15 protein-coding genes are annotated in these 22,579 nt (G+C 63.8%); 12 read left to right on the forward strand and 3 right to left on the reverse strand.

Translation table 11 applies throughout. The features are described 5' to 3' along the window. Nucleotides 1–38: 38 nt before the first annotated feature. The 7 genes from AC0L2K_RS12235 (at nt 39) to AC0L2K_RS12265 (ending at nt 7,196) form a co-directional block, all read left to right on the forward strand. Complete coding sequence (locus AC0L2K_RS12235) at nt 39–704, forward strand: response regulator transcription factor (protein ID WP_473531456.1); 666 nt, start codon at nt 39–41, stop codon at nt 702–704. Continuing rightward, the gene (locus tag AC0L2K_RS12240; protein ID WP_473531457.1) at nt 688–2,139 is read left to right on the forward strand and encodes an ATP-binding protein; all 1,452 of its coding nucleotides are present in this window, start codon (nt 688–690) and stop codon (nt 2,137–2,139) included. Before AC0L2K_RS12235 ends, AC0L2K_RS12240 begins: the two co-directional genes overlap by 17 nt. Before the next feature lie 179 nt (nt 2,140–2,318). Next, nucleotides 2,319–2,759 carry a hypothetical protein gene (locus AC0L2K_RS12245; RefSeq protein ID WP_091590387.1) on the forward strand — a complete coding sequence of 147 codons (441 nt, stop codon included), beginning with the start codon at nt 2,319–2,321 and terminating at the stop codon, nt 2,757–2,759. A 298-nt stretch (nt 2,760–3,057) separates the two neighbouring features. Next, on the forward strand, nt 3,058–4,191 hold the full coding sequence (gene ccmI / locus AC0L2K_RS12250; RefSeq protein WP_473531458.1) for a c-type cytochrome biogenesis protein CcmI: 1,134 nt from the start codon (nt 3,058–3,060) through the stop codon (nt 4,189–4,191). 3 nt (nt 4,192–4,194) lie between these two features. Next, nucleotides 4,195–4,635 carry a cytochrome c maturation protein CcmE gene (ccmE, locus tag AC0L2K_RS12255; RefSeq protein WP_023800816.1) on the forward strand — a complete coding sequence of 147 codons (441 nt, stop codon included), beginning with the start codon at nt 4,195–4,197 and terminating at the stop codon, nt 4,633–4,635. 105 nt (nt 4,636–4,740) lie between these two features. Beyond that, nucleotides 4,741–6,732 (forward strand): heme lyase CcmF/NrfE family subunit, encoded by a 1,992-nt coding sequence (locus AC0L2K_RS12260; RefSeq protein ID WP_128172671.1) that lies wholly within the window; start codon nt 4,741–4,743, stop codon nt 6,730–6,732. Further along, nucleotides 6,729–7,196 (forward strand): cytochrome c-type biogenesis protein, encoded by a 468-nt coding sequence (locus AC0L2K_RS12265; RefSeq protein WP_473516799.1) that lies wholly within the window; start codon nt 6,729–6,731, stop codon nt 7,194–7,196. The genes AC0L2K_RS12260 and AC0L2K_RS12265 overlap by 4 nt, the downstream gene beginning before the upstream one ends. 71 nt (nt 7,197–7,267) lie before the next feature. Here the strand turns inward: AC0L2K_RS12265 and AC0L2K_RS12270 are convergent, their stop codons facing one another. After that, nucleotides 7,268–7,537, reverse strand: a complete 270-nt coding sequence (locus tag AC0L2K_RS12270) for a CopG family ribbon-helix-helix protein (RefSeq protein ID WP_091590846.1) — start codon at nt 7,535–7,537, stop codon at nt 7,268–7,270. Nucleotides 7,538–7,722: 185 nt separating this feature from the next. Here AC0L2K_RS12270 and AC0L2K_RS12275 point away from each other — a divergent pair, with 185 nt between their 5' ends. From AC0L2K_RS12275 to AC0L2K_RS12290, 4 genes are all read left to right on the forward strand, one after another. Beyond that, nucleotides 7,723–9,252, forward strand: a complete 1,530-nt coding sequence (locus AC0L2K_RS12275; RefSeq protein WP_473531459.1) for a Do family serine endopeptidase — start codon at nt 7,723–7,725, stop codon at nt 9,250–9,252. Between the two features lie 359 nt (nt 9,253–9,611). After that, nucleotides 9,612–10,286, forward strand: a complete 675-nt coding sequence (locus AC0L2K_RS12280) for a response regulator transcription factor (RefSeq protein ID WP_023800810.1) — start codon at nt 9,612–9,614, stop codon at nt 10,284–10,286. A gap of 1 nt (nt 10,287) precedes the next feature. Next, nucleotides 10,288–11,757, forward strand: a complete 1,470-nt coding sequence (locus tag AC0L2K_RS12285) for a sensor histidine kinase (RefSeq protein WP_473531460.1) — start codon at nt 10,288–10,290, stop codon at nt 11,755–11,757. Then, nucleotides 11,757–14,717 carry a bifunctional [glutamine synthetase] adenylyltransferase/[glutamine synthetase]-adenylyl-L-tyrosine phosphorylase gene (locus tag AC0L2K_RS12290; RefSeq protein WP_473531461.1) on the forward strand — a complete coding sequence of 987 codons (2,961 nt, stop codon included), beginning with the start codon at nt 11,757–11,759 and terminating at the stop codon, nt 14,715–14,717. The genes AC0L2K_RS12285 and AC0L2K_RS12290 overlap by 1 nt, the downstream gene beginning before the upstream one ends. Before the next feature lie 94 nt (nt 14,718–14,811). On the opposite strand, the gene AC0L2K_RS12295 is transcribed toward AC0L2K_RS12290, so the two are convergent. Continuing rightward, entirely contained in the window at nt 14,812–17,139 is a 2,328-nt protein-coding gene (locus AC0L2K_RS12295) for a PAS domain-containing sensor histidine kinase (protein WP_473531462.1), read from the reverse strand. Between the two features lie 317 nt (nt 17,140–17,456). Further along, complete coding sequence (gene pepN / locus AC0L2K_RS12300; RefSeq protein ID WP_473531463.1) at nt 17,457–20,102, reverse strand: aminopeptidase N; 2,646 nt, start codon at nt 20,100–20,102, stop codon at nt 17,457–17,459. A 155-nt stretch (nt 20,103–20,257) separates the two neighbouring features. Here pepN and AC0L2K_RS12305 point away from each other — a divergent pair, with 155 nt between their 5' ends. Then, nucleotides 20,258–22,564: a xanthine dehydrogenase family protein molybdopterin-binding subunit gene (locus tag AC0L2K_RS12305; protein WP_287258528.1), complete on the forward strand. Its 2,307-nt coding sequence runs from the start codon at nt 20,258–20,260 to the stop codon at nt 22,562–22,564. Nucleotides 22,565–22,579: the final 15 nt, after the last annotated feature.

Genomic DNA, 22,579 nt, shown 5'->3' on the forward strand with positions numbered 1-22,579 from the left:
TTCAACAGGCCGATTCTTCAACTGGGTATGATTCCCGCATGCGCGTACTCGTCGTCGAAGATGACAAGGATCTGAACCGGCAGATATCAGACGCGCTGGTCGATGCCGGCTATGTTGTCGACCGGGCTTTCGACGGTGAGGAAGGGCATTTCCTCGGCGACACCGAGCCCTATGACGCCGTGGTGCTCGACATCGGCTTGCCGCAGATGGACGGCATCAGCGTGGTCGAACGCTGGCGGCGCGGCGGCCGCAAGATGCCGGTCCTGATTTTGACGGCGCGCGATCGCTGGAGCGACAAGGTCTCCGGCATCGACGCCGGCGCCGACGATTATGTCACCAAGCCGTTCCACATCGAAGAGGTGCTGGCCAGGGTCCGAGCGCTCATCCGGCGCGCGGCCGGCCATGCGTCGTCCGAGCTGACCTGCGGACCGCTGCGGCTCGACACCAAAGCCTCCAAGGCCAATGTCGACGGCGTGCCGTTGAAGCTGACGTCGCACGAATTTCGCCTGCTTGCCTATTTGATGCACCATATGGGCGAGGTCGTGTCCCGAACCGAGTTGGTCGAGCACCTTTACGATCAGGATTTCGACCGCGATTCCAACACAATCGAGGTCTTTGTCGGGCGGCTTCGCAAGAAGATGGGCATCGACATGATAGAAACCGTTCGCGGCATGGGCTATCGAATGCGTGAGCCGGAGGCCTAAGGCGGAACCGCTTAGACAGACTGCAAGGACGCCGCTTTCACTGCGGTTCGGGCCGCGTTCGCTGGCGTTCCGGGTGATCGCCTTTTCCACGGTCTGGGCGATACTCACCCTGATTGTCATCTTCACGCTGATCACCACCCTTTATCGCCAGGCGAACGAGCGCGGTTTCGACAGCCTGCTGTCGGCGCATCTGTTCAATCTGATCGGCTCGGTCGGGGTGTCCGAAGGCGGTTCGCTGACCGGCGCTCCCGACCTGGGCGACCTTCGATTCTCGGAGCCGAAGTCCGGCTGGTACTGGTCGGTGGAGCCTGCGTCGGAAGGCGTGAGTGGTGAGTTGCACTCCTCCTCGATGACCACGGCGATCCTGTCGCCAAGCGTCGCCGAGGTTCCGTTCAATGCCAGCTTCCAGCGCAGCTATACGACAGAAGGCATCGATGGCGAGGAACTGGAAGTGTTCGAGAGCGAATTCGTTCTCGACGCGAAAAATCGCGCAGCGCGCTTCCGCGTCATGGGCAACCGGACCGAGCTCGAGCAGGAGATAAGCGCCTTTCAGCGTCGCCTGCTGACCTATCTTTCGCTGTTCGGCGTCGGCATGATCGCCATCAACGCCATCGCCATCCTGCTGGGCCTGCAGCCATTGCGCCGGGTCAGGGACGCTCTCGCCATGGTGCGCGAAGGAACCGCGCAAAAGCTCGACGGTCGCTTCCCTGCCGAGATCGAGCCGCTCGCCGACGAGACCAACGCGTTGATCGAAAACAACAAGCGTATCGTCGAGCGCTCGCGGACGCAGGTCGGCAACCTCGCCCATTCGCTGAAGACGCCGCTGGCGGTGCTGATCAACGAGGGACGGGCGCTCGGCGGCGCCAAGGGCCAGCTCATAGCCGAACAGGCCGCCTCGATGCAGAAGCAGATTGACCATTATCTGCAGCGCGCCCGCGTTGCGGCGCAACGTGACAGCGTTGTCTACCGCACGCCGGTGGCGCCGCTGGTCCAGCGCATGGTGCGCGTGCTGCAAAAACTCAATCCGCAGACCGCTCTCTCACTTTCGCTGCCGGCAGTCGATATCGTCTTTGCCGGCGAACGCGAGGATCTGGAAGAATTGCTTGGCAATTTGCTCGACAACGCCATGAAATGGGCAAAGAGCGCGGTCGCGGTATCGGTGGCGCCAATCTCCGGCAAGAAGACTGGCTCCGGCAAGGAGGGTGCTGTCAATCTGTTCGAGATCAGCATCGAGGATGACGGCCCGGGCATTCCGGAAGACAAGTCACGCGAGGCGCTGAAGCGCGGACGGCGTCTCGACGAGACAAAGCCGGGCACCGGGCTTGGACTTGCCATTGTCGCCGACCTCGTCAACGAATACGGAGGCGTTCTGGCTCTGGAAGGGTCCAGCATGGGCGGGTTGAAGGCGGTGGTTCGATTGCGGAGCCTTCACTAGGCCTATGGTTTTTGCTGGGCCAGTCGACATTGATCGACGGTGCGTGATATGGCGGCATGTCGACTGGTCCCGGAGCCGTCGGCCGCGGCCAAATTTCCGACAAACATCGACACTATGGCCACGCCGACTTCCCCCGATGGCGCGGCCCCCAGCTTTAACTCAAGAGACCGGTTTTTGGCATGAAGATTCGCGTCGCGCTCGTCTCCGCACTGCTGGCCGTTTCCGGCTGCACGACACTGGGCAGGAACCCTGGCCCCACGGTGGCGCCGCAGCCGGCCGCAACGCCGCCAAGTGAAGGCAAGATCGCGACGACGGTCATTTCCGCCATGGGCGGCGGCCTCGTCAGCGGATCGATCGGTACCGGCTTGAGCGGCCCCGAAAAGCGCAAGGCGCTGGAGGCGGAATACAGGGCGCTCGAGTACACGGCGAGCAGCCAGAAGGTGACGTGGAAGAGCGATCGGTCGGCGCATTACGGTGAAGTCGTGCCCGCCCAGCCCTATCGCGTCGGCTCGCAGGACTGCCGACAATACACCCATACGGTGTTTACCGGCGCCGCCGGCGCCACCGCGCGCGGAACCGCTTGCCGCAACGCCGATGGCAGCTGGACGCCGCTGACGTAACGACCGGCCGGATAATGCATGTCGCGCAAAGTGTGCAGCGGTTTTGCGATAACGACATGCATAAAAACAATAATTCGCGCAAAAGCATGCCCTCGGGCCTGACTCGAGGGTGTGCAGCGATCTTGCGATGACGATATGCATGAAAACAACTATCTAAGGCGCGTCGCAGGACGCCGGTCGAACGCGACGCGCTTTGGGTCCGGTTGACATCAATCAAGGACATGCGACGCATCTGCCGTCAAAGCGTCGCAGGACGCCTGTGTTGGCAGGGCAGGGCTCTGCCGTTATTGGAAGAAACATGCTGTTCTGGGTCATAGCCGCCATTCTCACGCTGGGTGCAAGCCTGGCGGTGCTGCTGCCGCTGGCCGCCGGCCCGAAGGGTGATTCGACGAGCAGCGATCATGACCTTGAAGTCTATCGCGACCAACTGTCCGAGCTTGACCGCGACGTGGCGCGTGGCCTGATTCAGCCGGCGGAGGCCGAAGAGGCGCGTGCGGAGATCGCCCGCCGCATCCTTCGCCTCGACAATGCCGCCGACAAGGCAGCGGCGCGGCAGCCGTCGATGGCGACCAGGCTGGTCGCGACGGCTGCGCTCCTGGCGGTTCCGCTGGTCAGTTGGGGCTTGTACAGCCAACTCGGCTCGCCCGATCTGCCGTCGCAGCCGCTCAGCGAGCGACTGGCCAAGAATCCCGCCGACAGTTCGGTCGACGAACTGGTGGCACGCGCCGAGGCCCACCTTGCCGCCAACCCGTCCGATGGCAGGGGTTGGGACGTCCTGGCGCCAATCTATCTGCGCATGCAGCGGTTCTCCGACGCAGTGACGGCGTACCGCAACGCCATTCGCCTCGACGGCGACAGCGCAGCCCGCCAGGCCGGCCTCGGCGAGGCGATCGCCAGCGAAGCGGGCGGCATTGTCTCGGCCGATGCCCAGGCAGCCTTCGAGGCGGCGCTGAAGCTCGATCCGGCGACTCCGAAGGCCAGCTTTTATCTGGCGATGGGCATGGCGCAGGAAGGCCGCATCGAGGAGGCGACGGCCGGCTGGCAGAAAATGCTCGCGGCCTTGCCGCAGGACTCGCCCTGGCGCGGCGCCGTCGCGCAGGCACTGGCCGAAACCGCCAGGCGCAGCGTCGCTTCGGGAGTGCCTGCAAAAGGCCCGAACGCCGGGGATGTCGACGCCGCCTCGTCGATGTCGCCGCAGGATAGGGAAGCGATGATCAACACCATGGTTGCGGGGCTTGACGAAAAACTGCGGCAAAACCCGCGCGATGTGGAAGGATGGATGCAGCTTATTCGTTCCTATGTCGTGCTGGGCAAGGCCGATCAGGCGCGCGACGCGCTCAATCGCGGTATCGCCGTTTTTGGCTCCGATAGTGACGAAGCGAAGAAATTCACCGCCTTTGCCGCCTCGCTTGGCCTGACGGCGACGGAGTAAGAAATGACGCGCAAGCAGAAAAGACTGTCGGTGATCGCCGGAGGGTTGGCCTTCCTCGGTGCCGCCACCGGCCTGACCTTCTATGCGCTCGGCCAGAAGGCCTCCTACTTCTACATGCCCGCCGATCTGACCACCGCCAGCCTGCAGCCCGGGCAGCGTATCAGGCTCGGCGGCCTCGTCGAAAAAGGCACGATCGAGCGCGGTCAGGGGACCACCGTCGCCTTTTCGGTGACCGACAACCAGAAGCAGGTCAAGGTCACCTACACCGGGATTCTTCCCGACCTTTTCCGCGAGGAGCAGGGCGTCATCACTGAAGGCATTTTTCGCCCGGACGGCGTCTTCGTCGCCGACAGCGTCCTGGCCAAGCACGACGAGAACTACATGCCCAAGGAGGTGGCCGACGGCCTCAAGTCCAGGGGCGTGTGGCAGGAGAGCAAAAAGTGACTAAGCAGGTTCCGCAAAAGCCTGCCCTCGGGCTTGACCCGAGGGTTCCCACGATTTTGCGGCAAGACCCTGCGGCAAGACAAAAACCTGGCGGGCTTGGCCACAATGGTTGAAACCGGACATTTCGCGCTGGTCCTGGCGTTCGCGCTGTCTTTGGTGCAGGCGCTGGTGCCGCTGTTCGGCGCGCGTATCAACAGCCAGAAGATGATGGCCGTCGGCGGTCCGGTCGCGGTGACCGGCTTTGCCTTGACCGCTCTGTCCTTCGCGGCGCTGGCGACGGCCTATGCGACGTCCGACTTTTCGGTGGCCAACGTCTGGGACAACTCGCATTCGCTGCAGCCGCTGATCTACAAGATCACCGGCACCTGGGGCAATCACGAGGGCTCGATGCTGCTCTGGGTGCTGATCCTGAGCTTCTTCGGGGCGCTCGTCGCTGCTTTCGGCAGCAATCTTCCAGCGACCCTTCGAGCCAACGTGCTGGCCGTGCAAGGCGCGATCGGCGCCACCTTCTTGCTGTTCATCCTGGCGACGTCCAACCCGTTCGCCAGGCTCAATCCGGCGCCGATCGAGGGCCGCGATCTCAACCCGATCCTGCAGGATCTCGGCCTCGCCATCCATCCGCCGCTGCTCTATCTCGGCTATGTCGGCTTCTCGATCTGCTTTTCCTTCTCGGTCGCCGCCCTCATCGAAGGCCGCATCGACGCGTCCTGGGCGCGCTGGGTGCGGCCATGGACGCTGGTCGCCTGGATGTTCCTGACCGGCGGCATCGCCATGGGCTCCTACTGGGCCTATTACGAACTTGGCTGGGGCGGTTTCTGGTTCTGGGATCCGGTCGAGAACGCCTCGTTCATGCCTTGGCTGGCCGGCACGGCGCTGCTCCATTCGGCGATCGTCATGGAAAAGCGCTCAGCCCTGAAGATCTGGACGCTGTTGCTGGCGATCCTGACCTTCTCGCTGTCGCTGCTCGGCACCTTCCTGGTGCGCTCCGGCGTGCTCACCTCCGTCCACGCCTTCGCCACCGATCCAACGCGCGGCGTGTTCATTCTCTGCATCCTGACACTGTTCATCGGCGGATCACTGGCGTTGTTCGCCTTTCGCGCCTCGAGGTTGACGGCCGGCGGCCTGTTTCATCCGATCTCGCGCGAAGGGGCGCTGGTCCTCAACAATCTGTTCCTGACCACGGCCACCGCCACCGTGCTGATCGGCACGCTCTATCCGCTGGTCGTCGAGGCCGTTTCGGCCGACAAGATTTCGGTCGGCGCGCCGTTCTTCAACCTGACGTTCGGCCCGCTGATGGTGCCGCTCCTGGTCGCGGTTCCGTTCGGGCCGCTGCTGGCCTGGAAGCGCGGCGACATTTTCGCCGTCGCCCAGCGGCTGATGGCGGCCTTCGCCGCCGGGCTTCTGGCCGTGCTGGTGACGGCCTTGTTCATCGACGGCTCGTCGGTGTTCGCTGCACTTGGCGTCGGCCTGGCCTTCTGGCTGATCTGCGGCGCGCTCACCGATATTGCCGTCAAGTCCGGCTTTGGCAGTGTCGCGCCCGGCATCATGTTCAGGCGCTTCGCCGGCCTGCCGCGTTCGGTCTTCGGCACCGCGCTCGCCCATCTCGGTCTTGGGCTGACGACGCTGGGCATTGTCGGCACGCTTTGCTTCGGCACCGAGAAGATCCTGTCGATGCGTGCCGGCGAGACCGTGCAACTGTCCGGCCACACACTGCGCTTCGAAGGGCTCTATCCGGCCCAGGGGCCTAACTACAGCGAGGATCGCGGCCGCTTCGCCCTGCTCGGCGCTGATGGAAGCACCACCGCCGTGATCACCTCGTCCAAGCGCTCCTATCCGGTCCGGCAGATGACGACGACCGAGTCCGGTATCAAGACGATCGGTTTCAGCCAGCTCTACCTCTCGCTTGGCGATGAGGCGACCGACGGCTCCGTCGTGGTGCGGCTGTGGTGGAAGCCGCTGGTGACGCTGATCTGGGGCGGCGCCCTTGTCATGATGGCAGGCGCTGCGATGTCGCTGATGGACCGGCGGCTGCGCGTCGGCGCACCGTCCCGCCGCCGCAAGTCGGCGGGCGCCATGCCTTCGGCGAGCCTGCCATGACCGCAAGAAAAACTTCACTGGCCTCCCTGATCCTGCTGCTGACGCTGTTGTTTGCCGGCGCCGCACTTGCGGTGAAGCCGGACGAGGTTCTGGCCGACCCGGCGCTCGAGGCGCGGGCGCGGACGCTTTCGGAAGAGCTGCGCTGCATGGTTTGCCAGAACCAGTCGATCGACGAATCCGATGCCGACCTTGCCCGCGACCTGCGCGTGCTGGTGCGCCAGCGCCTGGTCGCCGGCGATACCGACCGGCAGGTGATCGATTACATCGTTTCCCGCTACGGCGAGTTCGTGCTGTTGAAGCCGCGCTTCAGCCTGCGCAACGCGCTGTTGTGGGGCACGCCGGTCCTTCTGCTGCTTGCCGGCGGGATTTTCATCGTGCTGACCGCCCGGTCGCGCCGATCGGCGCCTGCGGCCATGCTCACAGCCGAGGAGAAGGCAGCGTTGGACAAGGTGCTGGGTAACTAATTCGGCCCGGCCGCCCCGCCGCCAAGACCACGGCCGTGTCACGATGTCTCGCGACCAGGTGACGAACCGCTTCAAGCCTTGTCTGCGCGCCTGGCTTCCGATGCTTCGATGATGGCGTCGATTTCCGCCATGGCTTCGTCGTGCGGCACGACACGGCCAGCTGCCGCATCGGCCATGCCGCGTTTGATGCCTTCGATGATCTCAAGCTCGCGATCGACATAGGCCGATATCGCCTCGGCCGCGAGGAAGGATTTGCTGCGCCGCGTGTCGGCGGCGATCCGCTCCAGCTTCAGCTTGGTTTCGGACGAAACCCGAATCGTCATGGTGGCGCTTGCGGTCATGGTGAAAGCCTTGTGCTGAACTGTGTACAACATAGGGCAACGGGAGGGCGCAACCAAAGGGTTGGTGCCTGCAAACATTACCAAAGTTTCATGCACTGGAAATGGCGCCGTAATGTGCGCGCCTCTATTTCTCTTGCCCGAGGATGCCGACCGAAGCGCATCCCTTGAAAGAGGATACGAGACCCATGAATATTGCCCCCAATTCAAATTCCCGCACCCGCAAACGCCTGATGGCTGCCGCCGCATCAGTGGCCATTGCCGGCGCGATCGGCTTCGGCGCGGTTGCCACCGGGACAGCCCCCGTCCTGGCCGAGGCCGTGCGTGTCGAGGCGCCTCAGGTCCCGAGCTTCGCCGACGTGGTCGAGCGCGTTTCGCCGGCGGTCGTCAGTGTCCGCGTCAAAGCCAAGATAGAATCGACCGCTGACGACGGCTCCGACCTTCCCGACGCCTTCGGCAATCTCCCCGACGATCCGCAATTGCGCCGCTTCTTCAGGGAGTTCCGTGGCTTTGGCGATCAGGATAGCCGGGATGGAATGCGACGTTTCGGACGCGGTGACCGCCAGCCACGGCCGGTCGCTCAAGGGTCCGGCTTCTTCATCTCCGAGGATGGCTACCTCGTCACCAACAACCATGTCGTCGGAGAGGGCTCGTCCTTCACGGTGGTGATGCATGACGGCAAGGAACTCGACGCCAGGTTGGTCGGCACAGATCCGCGCACCGATCTCGCAGTGCTCAAGGTCGAAGGCGACGGCAAGTTCACCTATGTCGACTTCGCCGATGATTCAAAGGTTCGCGTTGGCGACTGGGTGGTGGCCGTCGGCAATCCGTTCGGCCTCGGCGGCACAGTCACTGCCGGCATTGTCTCGGCCCGTGGTCGCGACATCGGCGCCGGTCCTTATGATGACTTCATCCAGATCGATGCCTCGGTGAACCGCGGCAATTCGGGTGGCCCGACCTTCAACCTCAACGGCCAGGTCGTCGGCATCAACACCGCGATCTTCTCGCCGTCCGGTGGCAGCGTCGGCATTGCCTTCGACATTCCCGCCTCGACCGCAAAACAGGTCGTGCAGGATCTGATGAAGGACGGCACCGTCCAGCGCGGCTGGCTTGGCGTCGAGATCCAGCCGGTCACCTCCGAAATCGCCGAATCGCTCGGGCTGAAGTCCGACAAGGGTGCGCTCGTTTCCAGCGCCCAGGACGATGGTCCCGGCAAGGAGGCCGGCATATCGGCTGGTGACGTCATCACTCAGGTGGACGGCAAGGACGTCGCTTCGCCGAAGGAGCTCGCCCGTCTGATCGGCGCCTACCCGCCCGGCAAGCCGGTCGACGTCACGCTGTGGCGTGACGGCAAGAGTGAAACGGTCAAGGTCGACCTCGGCACGCTGCCTTCGACTGACAAGCAGGCTTCGGCCGACCAGCAGCCTTCGGCTCCGCCAAAGGCCGATACACTGGCCGATCTCGGTCTCACCGTCACCAGGTCCGACGATGGCAAAGGGCTTGTGGTGACCGATGTCGATCCCGACAGCGATGCTGCCGATCGCGGCATCCAGCCCGGCGACGTCATCACCTCGGTCAATTCGACGGAGGTCAATGGCACCGAGGATGTCGCCAAGGCCATGGCCGACGCGGTGAAGTCGGGCCGCAAGGCGGTGCTGATGCAGATCACCCGCGACGACAGCAACCGCTTCGTCGCGCTGCCTGTCGCCAAGGGCTGACGTTCCAGACTTTTCCGATGCGGCGGTTTCAAACACCCCGAGCCGTCGCATGGGAAAGCACGGGGCTTGAATACGTTAGTCAGTCATCGTGTTCCGCCCCAGCGGCAGCGGGCTCCCATCGCCCGCTGCCGCTCGAACAACAGAGCAGTCGCCCAAAGTGTGAAGCGGTTTGGGATGACGACATGCTCAAACAACAAAGCATGTCGCCCAAATCCGAGGATGCCGGGTCTCGAGGCTAAAACATTACAAAACAAATACTTACCGCTCGTTCTTGAATCATTTTGTTGGCTATACACCTCGAGGCCATGATGTCTATGCCGGCCACTCATTCTTCCAGCGAAATCGCGTATAACGGTCCCATGAAGATTCTCGTCATAGAAGACGATCGCGAAGCGGCCGATTACCTCCAGAAAGCCTTCACCGAGGCCGGGCATACCGCCCATGTCGCCGGCGACGGCGAAACCGGCTTCGCGCTCGCTGACTCCGGCGACTATGACGTGATGGTGGTCGACCGCATGCTGCCGCGCCGCGACGGCCTGTCGGTCATCGCCGGTCTTAGATCCCGAGGCAAGACTACGCCGGTGCTGATCCTGTCGGCGCTCGGCGAAGTCGACGACCGGGTCACCGGCTTGCGCGCCGGCGGCGACGACTATCTGACCAAGCCCTATGCCTTTTCCGAGCTTCTGGCCCGAGTCGAGGTGCTGAACCGCCGCGCCAGCGCCAGGGAGGCCGAAACCGTCTACCGGGTCGGCGATCTCGAACTCGACAGGCTGTCGCATTCGGTGCGGCGCGCGGCCCGAGAGATTACGCTGCAGCCGCGCGAGTTCCGCCTGCTCGAATATCTGATGCGCCATGCCGGCCAGGTGGTGACGCGCACCATGCTGCTGGAAAATGTCTGGGACTATCATTTCGATCCGCAGACCAACGTCATCGACGTTCACGTCTCGCGGCTGCGCGGCAAGATCGAGAAGGGCTTCGACAAGCCCATCCTGCACACGGTTCGTGGCGCCGGCTATATGCTCAAGAGCGGCTAGCGTGGCCCTTTCAATGCCGGCCATCATGAAGACGACGGCAGCGCGGCTTTCGGCGCTCTATCTCCTGCTGTTCGCCATCTGTGCGGTGCTGCTCGTCTTCTACATGACCTCGCTGTCGGCGCGCATGCTGACCGGCCAGACGCAGGAGACCATCAACGACGAGGTGCTCGGCCTCGCTCGGGTCTATCAGCGCGGCGGCTTGCCGCTGCTGGTCCGGGTGGTCGAGCAGCGCTCCCGCCAACCCGGCGCCAATCTCTATTTGATCGCCGATGCCAACGGCCAGATCCTGACCGGCAACGTGCAGAGCCTGGAACCCGGCGTTCTCGTGGCCGAGGGCTGGACGACGGAGCCGTTTTCCTACCGGCGCTTTGGCGAGGGCGAGCTCGAGCGGCAACGCAACCCGATCGCCGACCCGAACGAACCCAGCCAGAGCGAAGTCCAGGTCGAAGGCGAGAAGGGCCACAACGCCATTGCCTTGGTGCTGCGCCTGCCGAACCAGATGATCATGCTGGTCGGCCGCGATCTCGGCGAGCCTGAGCGGTTCCGCGCCGTCATCCGCCGCGCCTTGACGTTGGCGCTCGGCATGATGGCGCTTGGCGGAATTTTGATCTGGTTCTTCGTCGGCCGCGCGGCGCTGAAGCGCATCGACTCGGTGTCGCAGGCCAGTCGCCGCATCTTGGGCGGCGACCTTTCCGGCCGGCTGCCGGTCACCGGCGCCGGCGACGAGTTCGATCGGCTCTCCGAAAATCTCAATTCCATGCTGGCCAGGATCGCCACGCTGAATGAAGGGCTGAAGCAGGTCTCCGACAACATCGCCCACGATCTGAAGACGCCGCTGACCAGGCTGCGCAACCGCGCCGAGGCGACGCTCTCCGGCAAGCACAACTCCGCCGCCTACCGGCAGGCGCTGGAAGCGACCATCGCCGAGTCCGACCATCTGATAAAGACCTTCAACGCCATCCTGATGATCTCAAGGCTGGAGGCGGGCTATTCCTCAGAAATCACCAGCCGGGTCGATCTGGCTGCTTCCGTGCGCGATGTCGTCGAGCTCTACGAGCCGGTGGCGGAGGAGGCGGGAGTGACACTCGAGACCTCGGTGCAGGACGGCTTCGCCGTTGAAGGCAATCGCGAGCTGATCGGCCAGGCGCTATCGAACATCGTCGACAACGCGATCAAATATTCGACCGACTCGACAGCCAAGCCGACCGTTCGCGTGGCGCTCGATCGCGTCGGCAGCGAAATCAGGCTTTCCGTCAGCGACAACGGCCAGGGCATTCCCGACGATGCCGATCGCGCCAGGGCGACCGAGCGTTTCGTGCGGCTGGAGAAGAGCCGCTCGCAGCCGGGTTCCGGTCTCGGCCTCAGCCTCGCCAAGGCGATCATGACATTCCACAAAGGGCGGCTTGATCTCCTGCCCGCCAATCCTGGATTATCCGTCGTCATGAGTTTTCCCGAACGGGAGGATCGCTGATGGTGGTGAAGGCGGCTGCGGAACACACCAACTGGCTTCTGAAGCCGGCGGCAAGGCTCGTGCCTCTGGATCAGAACCGAGCCCGGCGGGAATTGTCGGAGATCGCTTCCGCAGCGCAGGAAGAGGGGCTTGCCGTGCTGGCGAAATTCCTGGCCGGCGAGGGCGCCGTCCAGGAGTTTCTCGCGGCAGTCTTCGACCTTTCGCCGTTCCTGCGCGACACGGTGCGCCGCCGCCCGCAGATCCTGGATGCGCTTTTCGATGAGACCGTCGAGGCGCGGCTGGCGTCGATCGGCGCCGCCATCGGCAAGGCCGCGCGGGCGGAAGCCATCTCTGAAAACGGCCTGATGATGGAGTTGCGGCAATGGAAAGCGGAAGCGCATGTCCTGATCGCGCTGGCCGATCTTGCAGGCGAGGCCGAAACTGCAATCACAGTACGGCGGCTGAGCCATCTTGCCGACGCCTGCACCCGCGCTGCCGTCGACTTCCTGCTTCGCGACGCACACCGACAAGGCAAGCTCAAACTGCCGGATCTCGAGGATCCGGCGCGCCGGTCGGGCTGGATCCTGCTCGGCATGGGCAAGCTTGGCGCGCATGAGCTGAACTTCTCCTCCGACATCGACCTCGTCGTTTTCTTCGACCCGCAAGCGCCAGCAGTCGTCGATCCGCTCGATGCGACGGAGCTGTTTTCGCGCCTGACCCGCCGGCTGGTCCGCATGCTCCAGGACCGCACCGAACACGGCTATGTTTTCCGCACCGACCTCAGGCTTCGTCCCGACCCCGGTTCGACGCCGCTGGCGATCCCGGTCGAGGCGGCGCTGCGCTACTACGAGGCGCGGGGCCAGAACTGGGAGAGGGCCGCAATGATCAAGGCGCGTCCGGTGGCCGGCGATGTCGCCGCCGGCACTGCGTTCCTGAAGGAGCTCCAGCCCTACATCTGGCGCAAATACATGGACTATGCGGCGATCGCCGACGTCCATTCGATCAAGCGCCAGATCCATGCCCACAAGGGTCTTGGCGAGATCGCGGTGAAGGGCCACAACGTCAAGCTCGGCCGCGGCGGCATCCGCGAGATCGAGTTCTTCGTCCAGACCCAGCAGCTCATCGCCGGCGGCCGCTTCCCCGAACTGCGCGGCCGCGAGACGGTGCCGATGCTTGGCCAGCTTGCGGCACGCGGCTGGATCACTGCCGATGCGCGCGATACGCTCACAAGGCAGTACTGGCTCCTGCGCCGCGTCGAGCACGCCGTTCAGATGGTCGCCGACGAGCAGATCCACATACTGCCGGACGATGACGAAGGGCTCGAACGCATTGCCCGCCTGCTCGGTTTTGCCGATGCGGCGACCTTTGCCGAGGCGTTCCGCGCCGCACTCCATCAGGTCGAACGCCACTACGCAGCGCTTTTCGAGACCGCGCCCGAGCTTTCGGCGGGCATCGGCAATCTGGTCTTTACCGGCGATGTCGACGACCCCGATACGTTGCAGACCCTGCAGAGATTGGGATTCCAGCGGGCGAGCGACATCTGCCGCGTCATCCGCGGCTGGCATTTCGGCCGCTATCGCGTCACCCAGTCAGCCGAGGCGCGCGAGCGGTTGACCGAACTGACGCCGGCGCTGCTGCAATCCTTCGGCCAGACGCGCCGCGCGGACGAGGCGTTGATACGCTTCGACGAATTCCTTGCCGGTCTGCCCGCCGGCATTCAGCTGTTCTCGCTGCTCCACTCCAATCCGGCTCTGCTGAAGCTGCTGGCGACCATCATGGGCGCGGCGCCCCGGCTGGCCGCCATCATCACACGCCGGCCGCACGTGTTTGACGGCCTGCTTGATCCGGCCCTTTTGACCGAACTGCCGGACCGCGCCTATCTGTCCGGCCGTCTCGCCGCGTTTCTCGAAGGCGACAGGGCCTATGAGGACGTGCTCGACCGCTTGCGCATCTTTGCGTCCGAGCAAAAATTCCTGATCGGCGTCAGGCTGCTTGCCGGCTCGATCGATCCGGCGCGCGCCGGCCGTGCCTTTTCCGATCTGGCCGATCTCACCATCGACGCGGCGCTGCGGGCGGTCATCGCCGAGTTCGCGCTACGCCACGGTCGCATCGCCGGCGGCACGGTTGCGCTGCTCGGCATGGGCAAGCTCGGCAGCCGCGAATTGACGGCCGGCTCAGACGTCGACCTCATCCTGCTTTATGATCACGACGCCGATGCCGACGAATCCGATGGCGACAAGCCGCTCGCCCCGTCGCACTATTACGCCAGGATGACGCAGCGGCTGATCGCTGCGGTGTCCGCGCCGACCGCCGAGGGCGTTCTCTACGAACTCGACCTTCGCTTGCGGCCGTCCGGCAACAAGGGGCCGGTGGCGACCCATGTCGATGCCTTCAAGAAGTACCAGCGCAAGGACGCCTGGACCTGGGAGCATATGGCGCTGTCAAGGGCCCGCGCGATCGGCGGCGATCAAGCGCTGTGCGCCGAGGTCGAGACCGAAGTGGCACAGGTGCTTGCCCTGCCGCGCGACAGCGCCAAGGTGATGGCCGAGGCGGCCGAGATGCGCGCGATGATCGAGAAGGAAAAACCGCCGCGCGATCTCTGGGAGATCAAGCTGATCCCGGGTGGTCTCATCGATCTCGAATTCATCGCGCAGGTGGCGGTGATCACGGGAAAAGTCGAAGCCGGCCGCCGGGTCACCGGGACGGCGGACGTGCTGTCGAGGCTGGCGCCGGATTTCGCCGAGGCGCAGATCAGGCAGGAGCTTTGCGATGCCTATGCGCTCTATCTGGCGCTGACCCAGATGACGCGGCTCTGCCTCACCGGCGTATTCGAACGCGACGACGTTCCGCCGGGGCTTTCGGATCTGCTACTGGCGGTCACCGACCTGCCGGATTTCGGCGTGCTGGAAGCGCACCTCAAGGAGACGTCGCAAAATGTCAGGAAGGATTTTGGCTTTTTGCTTCGTGCGAAACGACCGTGATGGCGCAACGCCAATCGGCTGTTTCGAATAGCATCGGGGTTGCTGTCGGTCCGGCGTTTTCCGAAAGTTGCAACCGCTTCACGACGACAGAGGGTCAGGCGGCGGCCCTGACCGGCTGCGTCGGCTTCCTGGTCGGAATGCGCACCGACACGATCGTGCCGGTGCCTTCGGTGGAGCGGATTTTCAAGGCGCCGCCCTGAAGCTCGGCCAACGAGCGTGAGATGGCAAGGCCGAGGCCGGAACCGGCATGGCTCTTGGAGAACTGGTTCTGCACCTGCTCGAACGGCCGCCCGAGCTTGCTCAGCGCCTCCTTCGGGATGCCGCAGCCATTGTCTTCGATCGTCAGCACCAGAGCGCTGGAGGTGTTGCGGGCCCTTACCGCAATGCGGCCGCCCTGGCCGGTGAACTTCACCGCATTCGACAGCAGGTTGATGATGATCTGCTTGATCGCCCGGCGGTCGGCGAACAGTGTCAGCGAATCGGGGATACGTGTTTCGACGGTGATCGACTTTTCCGCCGCCTGCAGCGAGATGACGCGCACCGTTTCCCGCATCAGCGGGCAGAGGTCGATTTCCTCCTGATCCATCGAGAACTGGCCGGCCTCGATCTTCGACATGTCGAGGATGTCGTTGATGACGCCCAGAAGATATTTGCCGCTGCCGTTGATGTCGGTGGCGTATTCCTCGTAGCGCGGCGAACCCAGGGGCCCGAACAGCGCCTGTTCCATCAGTTCGGAGAAGCCGATGATCGCGTTGAGCGGCGTGCGCAATTCATGCGACATGTTGGCCAGGAACTCGGATTTGGCCCGGTTCGCGGCCTCGGCGCGCTCGGTTTCCTTCATGTATTTTTGATTGAGCTCGACCAGTTCGCGCGACCGCTCTTCCTCTGCCCGGCGGGCAAGGCTGAGATCGTGGATCGTGGCCATCAGCCGGCGCTCGCTGTCGACCAGCTTCTCCTGGTGCAGCTTGATCTGGGTGATGTCGGAGCCGACCGAGACGGTGCCGCCGTCCCTGGTCCGCAATTCGTTCACCTGCAGCCAGCGGCCATCGGCAAGCTGCCGCTCGAAGGTCACGCCGCCTTGCTGCCCGTTGGTGTTGGCAAGCCGGCGCTCCGAGGCGAAGGCAAGCATGCGATCTTCAAGAACGGCGCGCGAGGCGCCCGGCATCACGTCGCGATCCGACAGGCCGTTGTCCTGCTGGTACTTGGAATTGCACATGATCAGGCGCTGGGCCGAATCCCAGAGCACGAAGGATTCGTTGATGTTTTCGATGGCCGTTCGCAGGCGAAGATCCGCGGCCTCGGAGCGCAGCGCCAAATGCCGCTGCTCGGTGACGTCGACGGCGATGCCGATCAACTGGATCTCCGGCGCTTCCGGGTCGATCACCTGCGCTCTTGCGCGCATCCACACCCATTGTCCGTCGGCGTGGCGCATCCGGAACACCTGGTCGATGTGGTCGATCTCGCGTGCGACGATCCTGTTGGCGAGTTGGAACAGGTCGCCGTCCTCCGGGTGGATGATCCCGTCGACCTCGCCGAACGACAGCATCGTGTCGCAGGGCTCATAGCCCAGCATGTCGTACATCGAACGCGACCAGTACATCTTGCCGCGCACCATGTCCCAGTCCCACAGGCCGCAGCGGCCGCGCACCAGCGCCATGTCGATGCGCTGGTGCGCTTCGAGATAGATGCGGTCGGCGGTCTGGGCGCGCGCCGCCTGGCCGAAATAGGCATAGAGAACGATGATCAGCACGCCGGCCGTCAGCACGAACAGCGTGACGTTGAGCGAAACGGTCTTGCGCCACGTGTCGAAGACCGCATCCTGCGGGACGAGCGCTGCGGCAGCACCATTCCTGCCGTTTGCCAGGCTCACCGCCGCATACCAGTCCTGGCCGCCGATGCTGACCTCCATCACCCCGGCGCGGTCGCCGAACATGAACAGCGGTTGACCGCCCTGGGCGATGGCGTCGAGCGACCGCCCTTCCCAGCCCGTCGATTGCGGTGTCACGGCAACGATCTTGAACGCGCTGTCGGTGACCGCAAGCACGTGGCTTCGGCCCATGGCGCCCTGACGGCTGATGCCCTCCAACAGGTCCTGCGTCGCGCCAGGCGTCGAGGCCATGCTCGCATCGACGCTGATCGAACTGGCCAGTTGGCCCGCCGCGAGCGAGAGGATCGCCTTGGCGTCGCGTTCCACGTCGTCGCGCTCGTGCATCAGCGACAGGAACCGCAGTGCCGCGATGACAATCAGGAAAATGATGATGAGGGCCGGTATCGATCGGCGCAGCAATGGCTCGGCTGCCAGAAGCCGTCGGTAGGCGGGTTCGGCGATCAGCCGCGCATTGCCGGCGAGACCGTCGCTTCCCGCCTCACGCTGCTCAAAACCCGTCCCTCCGGGCGCGCCCCACGCGTCCGCCTTCGCCATAAATGGCTCTCCCCGATTTTAAATCTGCTTGACGATCCGGCGACGCCGCACTTCCGAATCTTCAGCTAAAGAATCAAAGGTGATTCGGCTTGTCCATAGGCGCAGCGAAAAAAGATTAAAAATCGACTAAAATAATGGACTTTCCCGCCCGATGGTGCCGGGCGGCAACCTTCTAAGGTGTGTTGAGATTCAGGTCAGGCCGTGCCGAGAACGGTGGATTCAGAGAACCGGAGCGGAGCGTACTTTTGGGTACGTGAGCACCGGAAGCGCAGGAAGCCGCCGTTCGCAGGCCGGCATCACCTGAATATCAACTTACCTTACGCCAGCGTGCGCTCAATGATGTCGCGCAAATCGGCCGACAGGTTCTCGGTACTGGCAATCGAAAGCAGCGCTTCCCTTGCCTTGCCCTGCCGGGCAGGTTCCAGCGAGCGCCATGATCTGAGTGCCGTCGCCAGCCTGGCGGCCAATTGCGGGTTGCGCTTTTCGACCTGCAGGACCGTTTCGACGAAAAACCGGTAGCCCTCGCCGTCGGCGCGATGGAAGCCGGTCTGGTTGGCGCTGGAAAACGTGCCGACGAGCGAGCGCACCCGGTTCGGGTTGGCCATCGAGAAGGCCGGGTGGCCGGTCAGGGCGCGCACTGCATGAATGGTTTGCGGGCCCGGCACGCTGGCCTGGATATGGAACCATTTGTCCATCACCAGCGGATCGGTCGCATATTTCGCTTCGAACTCCGCCAGCGCCTTGACCGTCTCGGGCGAACCGTTATGGCGCAGCGCAAGCACGCTCAATGCGGCGGCCCGGTCGGTCATGTTGGTCGCGGACTGGAAATGCCGGGCCGCAAGCGCCGCACCTCCATGCAGCAGCGAAAGATAGTCGAGCAAGGTGTTGCGCAGCGCCCGGCGACCGGCGCTTGCCGCATCAGGACTGAAAGCGTCCTTGTCGGTCAGTCGATCGTAGAGGTCGGAGAATATCTCGCGATTCGCCTCGGCGATCGCGACCGTCAGCGCCTCGCGGGCCGAGAAAATGGCATCGGGGTCGATGTTCTTGCCGATGTCACGGGCGATATCGGCTTCGCTAGGAAGCGCCAAAGCCAGCGCCCGATAGGCCGGTTCGAGTGTCTCGTCGCCGGCTATTTTGCCGGCAAGCTCGATCAACCGCGATGCGAAACCGGGCTGCTTGCCGTCAAGGACCTGGCGGAAGGTGGATATCAGAGCCTCGGTCAAAAGCGTGTTGAACGCCTGCCAGCGCGAGAAGGTATCGTTGTCATGGCCAGCAAGGAAGAACTGATCGTCGGCCCTCTGCTCGACGGAAAGCGTCACCGGCGCCGAGAAGCCGCGGTTGAGCGACATCGCCGGGCGCTCAGTGACGCCCGAGAAGCGCACCATGTGCCGGCGCTTGCGGATATGGATGACGCCGTCCTCGACGCTGGCGCCCTCGACGCCGCCATATTCTATCGCTTTGCCGTCGGTGCCGACCAGGCTGAAGGCCAGCGGAATATGCATCAGCCGCTTGCGGCTTTCGGACGGCGTTGGCGGCACCGACTGTTCGATCTCGAGCGTGAATTCCTGGGCCGCCGCATTGTGCGTCGAACTGATGGTCAGATTGGGCGTGCCGGCCTGATGGTACCACAGCGAAAATTGCGCGAGGTCGCGCCCGGACACATCCTCGAACACCTTGATGAAGTCCTCGATGGTTGCAGCCTCGCCGTCATGGCGCTCGAAATAGAGATCCATGCCGGCCCGGAACGTCTCGGCGCCGAGAATGGTGCGGATCATGCGCACCACTTCCGAGCCCTTTTCGTAGACTGTCGCCGTGTAGAAATTATTGATCTCGCGGTAGCGGCGCGGTCGCACCGGATGCGCCAGCGGTCCCTGGTCTTCGGGAAACTGATGTGCCTTGAGCGTGCGCACTTCGGCGATGCGTTTCACCGCTCGCGAGCGTTGGTCGGCGGAGAATTCGTGATCGCGGAAAACCGTCAGCCCTTCCTTCAGGCAAAGCTGGAACCAGTCGCGGCAAGTGATTCTGTTGCCGGTCCAATTGTGGAAATACTCATGCGCGATGATCGCCTCGATATTGGCGAAATCGGCGTCCGTTGCGGTCTCCTGATCGGCCAGCACATACTTGTCGTTGAAGATGTTGAGGCCCTTGTTCTCCATCGCGCCCATGTTGAAGTCGGACACGGCGACGATGTTGAAGACGTCGAGGTCGTATTCGCGGCCGAACGCTTCCTCGTCCCATTTCATCGACCGTTTCAGGGCGTCCATGGCGTAGCCGGCGAGCCGCTCCTTGCCCGGCTCGACAAAGATGCCGAGCTCGACCTGGCGGCCGGACAATGTGACGAAGCTGTCCGAGACCCTGCCGAGAGCCCCCGCAACAAGGGCGAACAGATAGGACGGCTTGGGGAAAGGGTCGTGCCAGACTGCATAGTGCCAGCCGTCGGCAAGTTCGCCGCTGCCAGCCGGGTTGCCGTTGGAAAGAAGCAGTGGCGCCTCGTACTGCCGCGCCTCGATACGCACCGTATAGACCGACAGGATATCGGGACGGTCGAGAAAATAGGTGATGCGCCGAAAGCCCTCGGCCTCGCATTGCGTGCAATAGACGTCGCTCGAGCGATAGAGACCCATCAGGGCTTCGTTGTGCGCCGGCGCCAGCTCGGTTTCGATCAGGAGCTGGAAGCGGGCTGCTGCGGGCGGCGTGGTGATCGTCAACTGATCGGGCGTGGCGAAAAAATCGGCCGGCGCAAGTGTCTGGCCGTCGATTGCGATGCGGCTGAGCGTCAGACCATCGCCGTCCAGCACCAGCGGCACTGACGCCGCGACGCCGTCGCGGCGCTCGACCGTCAGCACGGCGATGACGCGCGTGGCTTCTGGCGACAGGCGGAAAGTCAGGCCGGTTTCCGGAATGAGATAGTCGGTGGGGCGATAGTCTTCGAGCTTGAAGACCTGGCCGGTGTCCGTGCGCATTCCGTTGGTTTTCCTGTCGATTTCCGCAGCGGCAGGTGGATCCGCTGGTCGAAGAAATGTGAAGCACGCGCTCTTTACACGAAACCGTCACTCGACAAAACTGGCGCAGCGCCTATTTCAGGCACTCGTTTTCCAATCATCGTCGCGAGGTATCCATGACCGTCGTCACACCGAAATTCGGCATGGGCGCCTCTGTGCTGCGTCGCGAGGACCAGGCCTTCCTCAAGGGTCTCGGTCGCTATACGGACGACATCCAGCCGGCCGGCCTCCTGCACGGCTATGTCCTGCGCTCGCCGGTGGCCAAGGCAAGCTTCACCCTCGGTTCGACCGAGGCGGCCAAGGCGGCATCTGGCGTCCATCTGGTGCTGACCGGTGCTGATCTTGCTCATCTCGGCAAGCTGAAATCCGGCGTCATGCAGAGGCAGCCGGACGGCACCAAGGCGCCGACCCGCGACATTCCGGTCCTTTGCCGCGACCGGGTCAATTATGTCGGCGACGCCGTCGCCTTCGTCGTCGCCGACAGCCGCGCGCTGGCGCAGGACGCGGCCGAACTGATCGAGGTCGAATACGAGGGCGAGGATGCCGCGTCCGGCACCGCCACGGCGCTTGACGAAGGCACGCCGCTTGTCTGGCCGGAACTCGGCTCCAACCGCGCCTTCAGCTACCACATCGGCGACAAGGCGAAGACCGCGGCGGCATTCGCCAGGGCGGCGTATGTCACCCGCATCGAATTCATCAACAACCGGCTGGTCTGCAACTACATGGAGCCGCGTTCGGCGATCGGCGAGTGGAACACGCAGGAGAACCGCTTCGTGCTGACCACAGGCTCGCAGGGCGTGCATTCCATGCAGTACATCCTGGCCGACATATTCAAGATCAAGAAGAATCAGCTGCGCGTCATCACGCCGGATGTCGGCGGCGGCTTCGGGCCGAAAAGCTTCGTCTATCGCGAGCATCCGCTGGTGCTGGAGGCCGCCAGGCGCCTTGGCCGCCCGGTGAAATGGGCCGGCGACCGCACCGAGCATTTCCTCACCGATGCGCAAGGTCGCGACAATGTCGTGACCGCCGAGATGGCGATGGACAAGGACGGCCGCTTTCTCGGCATGAAGGTCGATCTCCTCGCCAATATCGGTGCCTATATCTCGCAATATGGCCCGTTCATCCCCTATATCGGCGTCACCATGTCGACCGGCGTCTACGACATCCAGGCGCTCGACGTTTCGGTGACCGGCCTCTACACCAACACTTGCCCGGTCGATGCCTACCGCGGCGCCGGCCGTCCGGAAGCGGCATTCCTGCTGGAAAAGCTCGTCGACGCCTGCGCCCACGACCTGGCCTTGCCAGTCGAAGAGATCCGCCGGCGCAATTTCATCAGGCCCGAACAGTTTCCTTACCGCACGCAGACCGACCGCCTCTATGATACCGGTGAATTCGCAGGCCATATGGACCGCGCCATCGAACAAGCGGAGTGGCAGGCGTTCCCGGAGCGACTGGCGCAGTCGAAGGCGGAAGGCAAAATCCGCGGCATCGGCATGGCGACCTATATCGAGGCCTGTGCCTTTCCCGGCTCTGAACCGGCCTTTGTCGAATTGAACGGCGACGGCACGGTGACGCTGAAGATCGGCACCCAGACCAACGGGCAGGGGCATGCGACCGCCTATGCGCAGTTCCTCTCGGAAAAGCTTCATCTCGACATCGGCAACATTCATGTCCGCCAGGGCGACACCGACGAGCTGAAGGCCGGCGGCGGCACCGGTGGCTCGCGCTCCATTCCGCTTGGCGGTGTGTCAGCTTCTCGCGCCGGCGAGGATCTGGCCATCAAGATCAGGCGCATCGCCGCAGATGAGCTGGAAGCCTCGGCCGACGACATCGAATTGTCCAACGGCGTTGCTCGCATCGTCGGCACCGACCGCACGATCGATTTTTCGAGCATCGCCAAGGCAGCCAAGAACCCGGACGATCTCAAGGGCTTTGGCGAGTTCGTGCAGGACGAATGCACCTATCCGAACGGCACCCACATCTGCGAGGTCGAGATCGATCCCGACACCGGCGTGACGGAAATTGTCCGCTATACGATCGTCGACGATTTCGGCGTCACCGTGAACCCTATGCTGCTGGCCGGCCAGGTGCATGGCGGCGTCGTCCAGGGCATCGGCCAGGCGCTGACCGAGAACACGGTCTATGACGAGGACGGGCAGCTGTTGACGGCAAGTTTCATGGACTATGCCATGCCGCGCGCCGACGATTTGCCGTTCTTCCATTTCGAGACCCGCAACGTGCCCTCGACCACCAATGCGCTCGGCATCAAGGGGGCAGGCGAGGCGGGCACGATCGGAGCGACGCCGGCCGCACTCAACGCGGTGACGGATGCGCTCTATCGCGCCTACGGCATCAGGCACATCGACATGCCGGCAACGCCGGCGCGCATCTGGGCGGCGATCCAGGAAGCAGCTGCCAAGTGAACCCGACGGACCATC

It is taken from the genome of Mesorhizobium sp. WSM4817, assembly GCF_055811135.1.